The sequence below is a fragment of the Pectobacterium sp. CFBP8739 genome (assembly GCF_013449375.1).
Classification (GTDB): domain Bacteria; phylum Pseudomonadota; class Gammaproteobacteria; order Enterobacterales; family Enterobacteriaceae; genus Pectobacterium.
In genome coordinates this window covers 1-13,332 of sequence record NZ_JACDRR010000008.1, presented here as the reverse complement: position 1 = coordinate 13,332, position 13,332 = coordinate 1, and the positions used below count along the sequence as shown (strand labels likewise).

Here is a 13,332-nt window from a genome sequence, read left to right as displayed (position 1 = left end):
CAGCGTCTTTACGATCTATCCGTTACTCCCGCTCTACAGGCTTTGTCCGCAACCTCGGGTTCATAACTCACACCATTAAATCCCGTACTGCTCACGATAGGCGTTCACCGCATCCAGATGCGCCGCCATTTCTGGTTTTTCCGCCAGATAGGCAATCAGCTCCTTCAGCGTAATAATCGAAATCACCTTGCACTGATAGTCGCGCTCCACTTCCTGAATCGCAGATAAATCAGCGCGACCGCGTTCCTGACGATCCAGCGCAATCATCACCCCCGCCAGCGTTGCCCCGTGTGCACCGATGATTTCCATCGATTCGCGAATCGCCGTTCCTGCTGTAATCACGTCGTCCACCAGCATCACGCGGCCCTGTAACGGGCTGCCAACCAGACTGCCGCCCTCACCGTGATCTTTGGCTTCTTTGCGGTTAAAGCAATATGGCAGGTCGCGATCGTGATGTTCTGCCAATGCTACCGCCGCAGTGGTAGCAATCGGAATGCCTTTGTAAGCGGGTCCGAACAGCAGGTCGAATTCCACACCGGAGTCAACCAGTGCTTCGGCATAAAAACGCCCCAGTAAGGCCAGATCGCGTCCGGTGTTAAACAATCCAGCGTTGAAGAAATAGGGGCTGATGCGCCCAGATTTCAGGGTGAACTCGCCGAACTTCAATACCTGTTTGCTGAGTGCAAACTCAATAAACTGGCGCTGGTAGGCTTTCATTACGGCATCTCCTCGTCTTCAAAATATAAAAAAAGCGACCAATTGGTCGCTTATAAAATCAATCGATTAAGGCAGCTTTCTGCGCCTGAACGATGGTATCGATTCCCCCTCGGGCTAACGCCAGCAGGGAGAGTAATTCTTCATGGCTGAACGGTTCGCCTTCGGCGGTCCCCTGCACTTCAATCATGCGGCCGTCTTCGGTCATGACCACATTCATGTCGGTCTCAGCGGCGGAATCTTCTACATATTCCAGATCGCACAGCGCTTCGCCATTCACAATACCGACGGAAACTGCCGCGACCATGCCTTTCATCGGGTTCTTCTTCAGCTTGCCGTTGGCAACCATCTGGTTCAGCGCATCGGCCAGCGCCACGCAGGCACCGGTGATGGACGCCGTACGCGTACCGCCATCCGCCTGCAAGACGTCGCAGTCGAGCGTAATGGTGTATTCGCCGAGCACTTTCAGGTCGATAGCCGCACGCAGAGAGCGCGCAATCAGGCGCTGAATCTCCAGCGTCCGTCCACCCTGCTTGCCTTTGGCGGCTTCACGGGCGTTACGGCTGTGTGTCGCACGCGGCAACATGCCGTATTCGGCGGTGACCCATCCTTGCCCCTGGCCTTTCAGAAAGCGCGGGACACCCTCTTCTACCGTGGCATTGCATAACACTTTGGTGTCGCCAAATTCGACTAAAACGGAACCTTCGGCGTGTTTCGTGTAATGACGGGTCAATTTAAGAGGGCGTACTTGCTGTGCACTTCGGCCTGTTGGGCGCATGGCTCATCTCCGGCGGGTCAATGAAAACTGGCGCGCATTATACGGTTTTCGTCGCGCGCTGCCTAATCTTACCCTGCGCCAGCCGCGATAAATTTGCAACAGAAGCGATTAATTCGTCACCAGCCATACCTTATTCTTATGCCATAACCTCAGGTTATACCCTACTCATAAACAAGTATTCGTCAGTGATGATGCATCATGAAATAGTCCGTTCATCCCCTGAGCGTTGATGAGAACAAATCATGATGCGGCATATGCAAATTGAAACTGTCAATCTGCCACTAGCCCGTCCTATGGCGGCTGAAAACGGTACGCGTCGCGCGGTTACCGTTATCCGCGTCGCGTTGGAAGAGAAAGGATTCATTGGGCAAGGCGAATGTACGCCGCTCGCCCATTATGGCGAGTCCGCCGACAGCGTATGTCACCAGCTCTCTGCGATCCGTGAGGCAATCGAACACGGCCTGACCATCGAACAACTCCAGAAAGACTTAGCGCCAGGTGCGGCCAGAAATGCGCTGGACTGCGCGCTGTGGCGGCTCAACTCTGCATTGGAAAGACAGACGCTGTGGCAGCGCCTCGACATTCATCCCCCCACGTCCGTGGTTTGTGCGCAAACGTTGGCACTCGATAGCGTGGAGAACATGGCCGCCGCCGCCGCCGATGCCGTTTCCCACGGCGCCCTGCTGCTGAAAATTAAACTGGATCGCGAACTGATTCTGGAAAAGGTTGCCGCCATTCGTACCGCCGCACCCAACGCCAAATTGATTATCGACGCGAGAGCAAGCTGGAGCGGGCTGGATTTACATAGCCTGTCCACGGCGCTGCTACCCTATCAGGTCGCCATGATTGAGCAACCACTGCCTGTCGGTAAAGACGAGGATTTGCAACGCTTTGCTCACCCGATTCCCATCTGCGCGGATGAAAGCTGCCGCCATAGTGATGACATCGTCGGGCTGCGCCGTCGTTATGACATGATCAACATCAAGCTGGACAAGTGTGGCGGGCTGACCGAAGCACTGGCGATGGTGCGTGAGGCACACTTTCACGGCCTGCGCATTATGGTCGGTTGTACGCTGGGCTCATCGATGGCGATGGAAGCCGCCCTGCCCGTCGCCGCTGATGCCGAGCATGTCGACCTCGATGGTCCTATCTGGCTAGCCGCCGACAGCTCGCCTTATCTGACTTATAACCTTGGCCGCATTTGGCTATGACGCTATCAACCGCAACACCATCAACCGGAGTGACCATGACGGATATCATGCACGCGGGTGCCGCCACAGCACCCGGTAACGCCCCTAGGCCTGTACTGGAAATCGACGATCTGAGCGTCAGCTTTAGTGGCCGTTCCGGCACACATCAGGCGCTAAAAGGCATTTCCTTTACCGTAAATAAAGGGGAAGTCGTCGCCGTGGTCGGCGAAAGTGGTTCAGGCAAGTCCGTAACATCACTCACCGTGATGGGGCTGCTGGCGGATTCTGCCAACATCGAACGCGGCGCACTCCGTTTCACTGCGCGCGACGGTCAACAACACGACCTGTTGAGCATGAAAGCGGAAGCGCGTCGTAAGCTGCGTGGGCGCGATCTCGCCATGATTTTCCAGGAGCCGATGACCTCACTCAACCCGGTACTGAAAGTCGGCGACCAACTCACCGAAGCGCTGCTTGACCATAAGATCTGCGATGCCGCCAGCGCGGACAAAAAAGCCCGTGAACTGCTGCACAAAGTGCGTATCGCGGATGTCGATCGCGTAATGAAAAGCTACCCGCACTCGCTGTCCGGCGGGATGCGCCAACGTGTGATGATCGCACAGGCGCTGGCCTGCGATCCGCAACTGCTCATTGCCGACGAACCCACCACCGCGCTGGACGTCACCGTGCAGGCGCGCATTCTGCAAATCCTGCGTGATCTGCAACAACAGAGTGACATGGCGGTGCTGTTTATTACGCACGACATGGGCGTGGTAGCGGAAATCGCCGATCGCGTGGTGGTGATGTATCGCGGCGAGATCGTAGAGCAAGGCACCGTCAAACAGATTTTTGCCGCGCCGCAACACCCGTATACCCAATCGCTACTGGCTGCGGTACCGAAATTGGGCGACATGCGCGATAGCCTCTGGCCGAAGCGTTTCCCGTTGCTCGGGCAAGCCGCTGACCCAGAAAACATCGAGCAGGTCACCGCACGCTATGACGCCGAGCCGCTGTTGGATATTCGTGGGCTACGGGTGTATTACCCGATGCGCAGCGGGATTTTGTCCACCGTGACCCACCACGTTCACGCGGTAGAACAGATCGATTTCAACGTCTGGCCAGGCGAAACGCTGGCTATCGTTGGGGAGAGCGGCTGTGGCAAATCCACCACCGGACGTGCTCTGCTGCGTCTGGTACAGAGCGACGCTGAGAGCATTCATTTTCAGGGCAATGAAATTTCCCAGATGAAAGAGCGCGATTTCCAGCCGCTGCGTCGGGAAATGCAGATGGTGTTTCAAGACCCCTACGCCTCACTCAACCCGCGCCTGACGGTCGGCTTCACCATCGCTGAACCGCTGCTGCTCCACGGATTGGTGAAATCGCTGGAAGAAGCGACACCGCAGGTGCAGGCGCTGCTAAAAAGCGTCGGTTTGCTGCCTGAGCACGCGCGCCGTTATCCACACGAATTTTCCGGCGGGCAGCGTCAGCGCATCGCGATTGCCCGCGCCATGGCGCTACAGCCACAGGTCATCATTGCTGACGAAGCCGTGTCGGCACTTGATGTGTCCATTCAAGCGCAGGTCGTCAACCTGATGATGGACCTCCAGAAAAAAACTGGCGTGTCGTGGATTTTCATCTCGCACGATATGGCCGTTGTCGAGCGCATCGCCAACCGCGTCGCAGTGATGTACCTCGGCCAGATTGTGGAGATCGGCCCACGTCAGTCGGTGTTTAACAATCCCCAGCATCCGTATACCCGCCGCTTGTTGGCTTCGGTTCCGATTGCCGACCCAACGCGTCGCGGCACACGCCAGTTTGACGACAGCGAAATCCCCTCACCATTGCGTAAAGCAGGAGAGGAAGTCGCCAAAACGCGCTACCGAGAAGTTGCACCGCAGCACTGGGTTGCCGACAACGCATCGGCCGCCTGAAACACGATGTACTTACAAGAAAGTCATTACAAAAAATAGCCACAAAACACAACGTACTCATCACACAACACACGTTCAATGCTGACCAGGAGAGAAACCATGAAGCCATTCGTTCGCCGCTCTGCCGTTGCCCTCGGGCTCTCACTGTGTCTGGCGGCTGTCGCCCAGGCGCAAGACCTTCGCATTTCCATCTATGCCGATATCACTGGGCTCGACCCGCACGATACTTCGGACACGCTGAGTTACTCGATTCAGAGCGGCATCTTCGAACGTCTGTTCCAGTTCGATAATAAAATGAAGCTGGTGCCGCGTCTGGCGACGGGCTATACCAGCAACGACACCGCAACGGAATTCGTCGTGACCCTGCGTGAAGGCATCACCTTCCAGGACGGCGCACCGTTCAACGCCGACGCCGTTAAAGCCAACCTCGACCGTCTGGCCGATCAGAGCAAAGGCCTGAAGCGCAACAGCCTGTTTAACATGGTGCAAAGCGTCACCGTGCTGTCACCGACGCAGGTTAAAATCGAGCTGAACAAATCCTTTGGTGCCTTTGTGAACACGCTGGCGCACCCGTCTGCTGTTATGCACAGCCCGGAAGCCCTGAAGAAATATCCGGATGAAGCACAGCTGCGCGTCCACCCAGTCGGGACGGGTCCATTCAAGTTCACCGAATGGCAGCAGGGTAAAGACGTGAAGCTGGTGAAATTCGACAACTACTGGCAGAAAGGCTGGCCGAAAGTTGACAGCGTGACCTTCTACCCCACGCCGGAAGACTCCACCCGCGTGGCATCCCTGAAATCCGGTCAGGTGGATGCGGTGTATCCGCTGCCTTCCGATCTGATCGCCACCGTACAAAGCGACAGCAAGCTGGCGATTCAACGCGATCCGAGTATTTATCAATTCTGGCTGGCAATGAACAACCTGCGTCCGCCGTTGAATGATATTCGCGTACGTCAGGCGCTCAACTACGCCATCAACCGCGACATCTGGCTGAAAGTCGGCTTCGCTGGCATGGGTGTTCCTGCGTCCTCTGCCATGGCGCCGGACGTGCAGTTCTTCGCACGTCAAACCTCGCCGAACTACACCTATAACCCAGAGAAAGCCAAGGCGCTGCTGAAAGAAGCAGGCTACGCCAACGGCCTGAGCCTGAAACTGTGGACGACGAACCGCACCGACTACATTCGTAGCGCGCAGTTCTTCAAGCAGCAGTTAGAGCAGGTTGGCGTCAAAGTTACCGTCACGCCGATGGATTCTGGGATGCGCAACGCCAAACTGTTTGGCGTGAAAGATCCGAAAGATGCCGAATTTGACCTGTTCTACAACGGCTGGTCGCCATCCACCGGTGATGCCGACTGGGCGCTGCGTCCACTGTTCGCCACCGAGTCCTGGGTGCCGGTTGCGTATAACGTCTCTTACTACAGCAACCCGGTAGCAGATAAAGCGATCACCGCCGGCCTGGCTACCGCCGATGCCGACAAACGTGCCGCCGCTTATGCCGACGCACAGCGTCAAATTTGGCAGGATGCACCTGTGGTTTTCCTGGGGACGCCGGACAACATTGTCGGTAAAACCAAGAACCTCGACGGCGTCTATATGCTGGCAGATGGCTCGCTGATCTTCGATCAGGCTGAATTTAAGTAATCGGTCAGGGAGAACGCCATGTTTGCTTATATCGTCCGACGTTTGCTGGAAATGATCCCGGTTCTGCTGGTGGTCTCCCTGTTAGTGTTCGGTTTTATCAAGCTGTTGCCGGGTGACCCGGCACGTATTTACGCAGGGGCTGACGCAACGATTGAGGCGGTGGAAGCCGCCCGTCAGCAGCTAGGGTTGAACGACCCGCTGCCGCAGCAGTACGTCCACTGGCTCGGCGGCCTGTTCAGCGGCGATCTGGGGGTAACGTACCGCACTCAGCAGCCGGTTATCGACGTCATCAGCAAGAGCTTTATGCCTACCATGTGGCTAGCGCTGGCGGGTTTCGTCTGGTCGGTGCTACTCGGCCTACTGATTGGCGTGGTGTCTGCGCTCAAGCGGGGCAAATGGCAGGACTGGACGCTGATGAGCTTCGCCGTTGGCGGGATTTCCATGCCGCCGTTCTGGCTCGGTCTGTTGCTGATTCAGTTTGTCGCCATGCCATTCGGCGTCTTTTCCGTCAGCGGCTTTAATCAGCCTAGCGACATCATTCTGCCCGCGCTGACGCTCGGGGCATCGGTCGCCGCTGTTATGGCTCGCTTTACCCGTTCCGCGTTTCTGGAAGTTGCACAGGAAGACTACGTCCGTACCGCCCGCTCCAAAGGGCTACGCAATCGGCTGGTCACCTGGAAGCATGTGATGCGTAACGCACTGATCCCGGTCATCACCATGCTGGGGCTGCAATTCGGCTTCCTGCTCGGTGGCTCCATCGTGGTCGAGAGCGTATTTAGCTGGCCGGGACTGGGCTGGCTGCTGATTGAATCCATCAAGACACAGGATCAGCCGGTTATTCAGGCGCTGGTGATGCTGTTCGTGTTTGAATTTATTGTCATTAACCTGTTGGTGGACCTGCTGTACGCGGTGGTCAATCCGGCGATTCGCCTACGTTAGGAGACACGATGAACCTTCCTTCCGAACCCGTCGTGGCCGCAGCCACGCTTGATGAAGAGACGATACGTTCGCCGTGGCGCGATTTCGTTCAGGTCTTTATCCGTAACCCGATGGCGCTGGTATCCAGCGGCTTCGTTCTGCTGCTGGTAGTGGTCGCTATTTTCGCGCCCTGGCTCGCGCCGTGGAACCCAATGGAACCGGACTGGATGTCCTTGGCTTCACCGCCTTCGGCAGCACACTGGATGGGCACCGACGATCTGGGGCGCGATGTGATGAGCCGTATCATCTACGGCGCACGCATCTCACTCTATATCGGTATCTTTTCCGTCACGCTGGGTATGCTGGTCGGCATCGTACTTGGCCTGCTGGCTGGCTACTATGGTCGCTGGGTGGATACGCTGATCATGCGCGGTTCCGACGTACTGTTCGCGTTCCCCGGCATGCTGCTGGCGATTGCGGTTGTCGCCATCCTCGGCCCTGGCCTAAATAACGTGATTATCGCCGTCGCGGTCTTTAGCGTGCCGGTCTTCGCCCGCATCGTGCGTGCTTCTACGCTGTCGCTGAAACAAGCGGCTTATGTGGAAGCGGTACGCTGCGCTGGCGCGCCGGATCGCATCATCCTGATGCGCCATATCCTGCCCGGCACTCTGCCTAACGTGATCGTCTATTTCACTATGCGTATTGGCACCAGCATATTGACGGCCGCAGGGCTGAGCTTCATCGGTCTCGGCCCAGAGCCGGACGTACCGGAATGGGGCAATATTCTGGCGATGAGCCGCAGCCTGATGATGGCAGGCGCCTGGCACGTCAGCGTGTTCCCTGGTCTGGCGATTTTCTTCACCGTGCTGGCGTTTAACCTGCTCGGGGATGCGCTGCGTGACACGCTCGATCCCAAACTGAAAAGCTGAGGAAGGCGATGCACGGCGATCATCCGATGAACGACTATCAACAGCAACAGCAGGCACTGTTGTTACAACGTTGGAAAACGACGCGGCAGGTGGGTACGCCGCGTTCGGCTAGCGGAGCGCATAACCGTATCAGCGATGTGACGGGCGTGCGCGTCGGCCACTGCACACTGGCGGCTGGGGAAGTGCAAACGGGTGTCACGGCGATTGTGCCGCCCGGCGACAACCTGTTCACTCGACCTCTGCCCTGCGGCGCGGCGGTGCTGAACGGTTTCGCTAAACCTGTCGGGCTGGTACAGATTGAGGAGTTGGGGGTGTTGCAAACCCCCATCCTGCTCAGCAACACGCTGGCGACTGGCACGTTGTTTACCACGCTGGTGCGTGACGCGATTGCTCGTAACCCTGAACTGGGCCGCACGCTGCCGACAGTGAACCCGCTGGCGCTGGAGTGCAACGACGGCTGGCTGAACGACATTCAGGCGTTGGCGGTGACGGAACACATGGCGCGACAGGCGCTGGACAGTGCGGCGGACAGCTTCACCCGCGGCAGCGTCGGTGCTGGACGCGGTATGAGCTGCTTTAGCCTGAAAGGCGGCATCGGCACGGCATCACGCCTGATTCCTGAATTAAACGCCACACTCGGTGTGCTGGTGCTGGCAAATTTCGGCACGCTTTCCGCACTGACGCTAGACGGCGTGCAGATGGGGAACGCCATCGCCCCCATCCTGCCGGAACTAGCTCCGCAGCAAGATGCCGGATCGATCATCATTATCATGGCGACGGACGCTCCGCTCGATGCCCGCCAGCTCAAGCGTATCGCCAAACGGGCGGGGGCAGGATTAGGCCGACTCGGCAGCTACTGGGGACACGGTTCGGGCGATATCGCCGTCGCGTTCTCCACTTGCCCACAACCACGACCGCCGGAGGAGGCGCAGCTTGAGCCGTTGTTAAGCGCCGCCGCCGACGCCACCGAACACGCGGTGCTCGACGCCATGCTTCAGGCTGACGCCGTGACCGGTTTTCGCGGTCATCATCGCCCGACGCTGCCACAGGCGTTGGATCGGCTGGCCGCAGCGCTTTATCCATAAGCCAAATCTTCCGTAGGAAACTGATTATGAAAGTGTTTATTTCTGCTGATATCGAAGGGATCGCGGGCGTCATGCGCCCAGAACAGTGCAGCCCCGGCACCGCGGAATACCAGTTGGCACGCGGCCTGATGGAGCAGGAAGTGAATGCCGCGATTGACGGCGCGTTCGCGGGTGGCGCAACAGAAGTCGTTGTTGCCGACAGCCACGCGGCGATGGTCAACCTGCGCGCAGAGAACATCGACCCTCGCGCCCGGCTGGTACAGGGCAAACCGCGCGGCTATTCGATGGTTGAAGGGCTGGAACAGCAGCAATTCGACGGCCTGATGTTCATCGGCTACCACAGCGCGGCGGGCGAGTTTGGCGTGCTGTCACATACCATCAACGGTCGTGCGTTCTACCGCGTGCGCATCAACGGTGAAATCATGGGCGAGAGCGACATCTACGCCGCCGCCGGTGTGGAACAGAAGACGCCACTCTGGTTGGTCAGTGGAGACGACACCCTCCAGAGCTGGATCGCCCGCTACTACCCCGCCACCGACTATGCCTGCGTCAAACGCGCCATTTCGCAACATGCGGCCGAATCCCTCAGCACCGAGCAGGCACGTCAGGTCATTCGTGACGCAGCAAAAGCCGCGGTAGAAAAAGCGCACCGTACGCTGAATTCGCGGATTCAGGCACCCTACCGTCTCGAACTGATGGTGGCAAAACCGGTACTGGCCGATCTATTCTGTCTGCTGCCAAGCGTTGAACGTTTGGATGCCATAACCGTAGGTTATACGGCGCAGAGCATGCGGGAAATCACCAGCCTGTTGGGTGCCTTTTCCTATCTGGCAACGACGCAAAACTAATTCCGGTCTATCCGCCTCTTTTAGAGAGGCATAAACCGACTGAAAAGAGAATTTATCGCATGACGAAACCCGTGATTGTGATCCACGGTGGCGCAGGTGCGCTGACCCGCTCGGCCATGAGCGCTGAGAAAGAACAACGCTATCTGGCCGCGCTGTCCGAGATTGTCGCCAGCGGGCAGCGCATTCTGGCTGAAAACGGCAGCGCGTTGGATGCCGTGACCGAGGCCGTCCGTCTGCTGGAAGAGTGCCCGTTGTTCAACGCCGGACACGGTTCAGTCTTCACCCATGCGGAAACCCACGAACTGGACGCCAGCATCATGGACGGACGTTCGCTGGATGCCGGAGCGGTCAGTTGCGTCAGCCATATCCGTAATCCGATTCTGGCAGCTCGCACCGTACTCGAAGCCAGCCCGCATGTGATGTTTACCGCCGACGGCGCGGAAGCCTTTGCACAACAGCACGGTCTGGAGATGGTTGACCCCGCGTTTTTCTCCACCGACGAACGCCGTCAGCAACTGCATAATGCACAGGCAGGTTCAGGCCGCATTATCCTCGATCATGACGGCCAGAACGACCCTATCGATCCCGACCGTAAATTTGGCACCGTCGGTGCAGTTGCACTCGACAGCGCGGGGAATCTCGCGGCGGCCACCTCGACGGGCGGTATGACCAACAAACAAGCTGGACGCGTCGGCGACAGCCCGATTATCGGCGCAGGTTGCTACGCCAATAACCAGACGGTGGCCGTTTCCTGCACCGGCACAGGCGAAGTCTTTATGCGCGCCGTCGCCGCCTATGATGTCTCAGCGCTGATGGAATACGCTGGACTGACGCTACAGCAGGCCAGCGATCGTGTGGTGATGGAGAAACTGGTGAAAATGGACGGTAGCGGCGGAATGATCGCCGTCGATAAAGCGGGCAACATCGCCCTGCCGTTTAATAGCGAAGGCATGTACCGCGGCTATGGCTACGTGGGTGAAGAACCCGTCGCCGATATCTATCGTTAAGCTGTCAGCAGCCGAAACAGAACCAAATCGCCCAATATCGGTGCAACCGCACCATTATTGGGCCTCAAAATAGTGCAAAAAGCGTCCTCATCGCTTACCTATCGACCATTCATCGCGGCCTTATAATCTGGCGTAATAATTGCAGACTTTTTGGTTATTACTCATACGATGCTCATTAGAAAGCATCAGCCGGAGCCTGCACCATGCGATTACGCCACATTGAAATCTTCCAGGCCATTGTTCAGGCAGGCACCATCAGCGGCGCCGCGCGCTTGCTCAACGTCTCTCAGCCTAACGTCAGTCGGGTACTGAACCACGCGGAACAGCAGCTCGGTTTTTCCCTGTTTGAACGTCGTACTCAGGGGATGGTCGCCACCGAAGAAGGGCTACGCCTCATCCCGAAAGTGCAGGAACTGTTCAGCCACCTGCAAAGCATCAGTTCCCTCACCGAACAGATCAAAACCAGCAAAGCCCACTCCGTGCGGCTGGGGGCAGCGCATGCGTTCGGGCAGATGATCGTGGCACCGACGCTGGTGGAATTTCATAAGCAGGCGGCCTCGGTTAACGTCGAACTCGTCACCGAACACTTCAGCACGCTGTGTCAGAACATCCTGCAAAACCAGCTCGATTTCGCGCTGATCTTTGGGCAGCAGGTGCCATCCGAACTGCTGGCAGAGCCGCTGTTCCAATCCACGATGGTTGCTCTGCTGCCGAAAAACAGCCCAATAAACGGTCCGGTATCGCTGGAATGGCTGTGCAACAACAACCTGCTAATGATGCAGCATCAGGATCCGCTCGGTCAGGTGTTGCACCGTGCATTGCGCGATAAAGCGCTGCAACCCGTTGCGTCGCTCTACATCAAAACCTACTCGGTGATTGCCGATATGGTGCTGGCAGGCGGTGGTGCCGGTATCGTCGATCTCTTTACCGCCTGTCGTTATGCCGATCAGCTCAAAATCGTCCCTATCGACCAGCCGCTGCCTTTTGAAGTCACGCTGATCAGCCGCCGTGATAACCCACAATCACAGGCAACATTGCAACTGAAGCAGATGATGAAAAACCGCTGTCGGGAGATAGCCAAACAGAACGAAGCCTTACTTAACGCCGCCTGATTCACGGCAGACACCACACCACGGACGGTTTTCCTATCCCCTGCGGGGGCTCAACGCTATACTCTTTCTCATCATTTGCTTTACAGGTATGCACCAATGATTCGCAGCATGACCGCTTACGCCCGCCGAGAAATCAAGGGCAACTGGGGAAGCGCAGCCTGGGAACTGCGTTCCGTTAACCAGCGCTATCTGGAAACCTATCTTCGTTTACCGGAACAATTCCGTAGCCTCGAACCCGTTGCGCGTGAGCGCATCCGCGCCCGTTTGACCCGTGGCAAAATCGAATGCAACCTGCGTTTTGAGCTCGACCCGAGTGCGCAAAGTGCGCTGATCCTGAATGAAAAGCTGGCCAAACAGCTAGTCAACGCCGCCAACTGGGTCAAAATGCAGAGCGATGAAGGAGAAATCAATCCGGTTGATATCCTGCGCTGGCCTGGCGTGATGTCGGCGGAAGAGCAGGATCTGGATGCGATCAGCGCCGAGTTGCTGACCGCGTTGGAAGGCGCGTTGGATGACTTCATCGCCGCCCGTGAAAGCGAAGGCAACGCGCTAAAAGCGCTGATTGAACAGCGTCTGGCTGGCGTCAGTGCCGAAGTCGTCAAAGTCCGCGCCCAGATGCCGAACATCCTGCAATGGCAGCGCGAGCGCCTGCAAAGCAAGCTGGAAGATGCACAGGTACAACTGGAAAATAACCGGCTGGAACAGGAACTGGTGCTGCTGGCGCAGCGCGTCGACGTCGCCGAAGAACTCGACCGCCTCGACGCCCACGTCAAAGAAACCTACAAAATCCTGAAAAAAGAAGAAGCCGTCGGCCGCCGTCTCGACTTCATGATGCAGGAATTCAACCGCGAATCGAACACGCTGGCCTCGAAATCCATCAACGCCGATGTCACCGCATCAGCCATTGAACTGAAAGTGCTGATAGAGCAAATGCGGGAACAAATTCAGAATATTGAGTAAGGTTTCGTGAGAAATCACCTGCTATCAAAAAACCAAGAAGCCTGCGATATTGCAGGCTTTTTTGTTATCATGGGCTATCATGGAGAAACAACAAAGCGCATGATTACCGTGTACACAGAGGTGTACCCATTAAAGAAACTGCGCAGTGCTTTGGGTACCCCCTCTGGCAGGATAGTTGTCACCCCCTAAAATTTAACCAGTTGGGGTTAAGGCTTGAATGTG

The 13,332-nt window shown here is 57.2% G+C and carries 12 protein-coding genes; 10 read left to right on the top strand and 2 right to left on the bottom strand.

Features of this window, described 5'->3' with window-relative positions; all coding sequences use genetic code 11:
* Positions 1-75: 75 nt before the first annotated feature.
* Both pyrE and rph read right to left on the bottom strand, forming a co-directional pair.
* Positions 76-717 (bottom strand): orotate phosphoribosyltransferase, encoded by a 642-nt coding sequence (gene pyrE, locus H0247_RS07895; RefSeq protein WP_180742058.1) that lies wholly within the window; start codon positions 715-717, stop codon positions 76-78.
* A 58-nt stretch (positions 718-775) separates the two neighbouring features.
* The gene (gene rph / locus H0247_RS07890; protein WP_180742057.1) at positions 776-1,492 is read right to left on the bottom strand and encodes a ribonuclease PH; all 717 of its coding nucleotides are present in this window, start codon (positions 1,490-1,492) and stop codon (positions 776-778) included.
* A 245-nt stretch (positions 1,493-1,737) separates the two neighbouring features.
* Between rph and ycjG the strand changes: the two genes are divergently transcribed.
* From ycjG to H0247_RS07840, 10 genes are all read left to right on the top strand, one after another.
* Positions 1,738-2,703 carry an L-Ala-D/L-Glu epimerase gene (gene ycjG, locus H0247_RS07885; protein ID WP_180742059.1) on the top strand — a complete coding sequence of 322 codons (966 nt, stop codon included), beginning with the start codon at positions 1,738-1,740 and terminating at the stop codon, positions 2,701-2,703.
* Between the two features lie 35 nt (positions 2,704-2,738).
* Positions 2,739-4,610 (top strand): ABC transporter ATP-binding protein, encoded by a 1,872-nt coding sequence (locus H0247_RS07880; protein WP_180742056.1) that lies wholly within the window; start codon positions 2,739-2,741, stop codon positions 4,608-4,610.
* Positions 4,611-4,709: 99 nt separating this feature from the next.
* The gene (locus H0247_RS07875; protein ID WP_180742055.1) at positions 4,710-6,251 is read left to right on the top strand and encodes a glutathione ABC transporter substrate-binding protein; all 1,542 of its coding nucleotides are present in this window, start codon (positions 4,710-4,712) and stop codon (positions 6,249-6,251) included.
* Positions 6,252-6,269: 18 nt separating this feature from the next.
* Positions 6,270-7,190, top strand: coding sequence for an ABC transporter permease (locus H0247_RS07870; protein ID WP_014913740.1), 921 nt, complete (start codon positions 6,270-6,272; stop codon positions 7,188-7,190).
* Between the two features lie 8 nt (positions 7,191-7,198).
* Entirely contained in the window at positions 7,199-8,098 is a 900-nt protein-coding gene (locus H0247_RS07865; RefSeq protein WP_180742054.1) for an ABC transporter permease subunit, read from the top strand.
* A gap of 26 nt (positions 8,099-8,124) precedes the next feature.
* Positions 8,125-9,183, top strand: a complete 1,059-nt coding sequence (locus H0247_RS07860; RefSeq protein WP_075278575.1) for a P1 family peptidase — start codon at positions 8,125-8,127, stop codon at positions 9,181-9,183.
* A 26-nt stretch (positions 9,184-9,209) separates the two neighbouring features.
* Positions 9,210-10,031, top strand: a complete 822-nt coding sequence (locus tag H0247_RS07855) for a M55 family metallopeptidase (protein WP_180742053.1) — start codon at positions 9,210-9,212, stop codon at positions 10,029-10,031.
* Positions 10,032-10,090: 59 nt separating this feature from the next.
* Positions 10,091-11,038, top strand: coding sequence for an isoaspartyl peptidase/L-asparaginase family protein (locus H0247_RS07850; RefSeq protein ID WP_180742052.1), 948 nt, complete (start codon positions 10,091-10,093; stop codon positions 11,036-11,038).
* Positions 11,039-11,241: 203 nt separating this feature from the next.
* Positions 11,242-12,150 carry a LysR family transcriptional regulator gene (locus tag H0247_RS07845; RefSeq protein WP_180742051.1) on the top strand — a complete coding sequence of 303 codons (909 nt, stop codon included), beginning with the start codon at positions 11,242-11,244 and terminating at the stop codon, positions 12,148-12,150.
* Positions 12,151-12,246: 96 nt separating this feature from the next.
* Positions 12,247-13,110: a YicC/YloC family endoribonuclease gene (locus tag H0247_RS07840; RefSeq protein WP_180742050.1), complete on the top strand. Its 864-nt coding sequence runs from the start codon at positions 12,247-12,249 to the stop codon at positions 13,108-13,110.
* Positions 13,111-13,332: the final 222 nt, after the last annotated feature.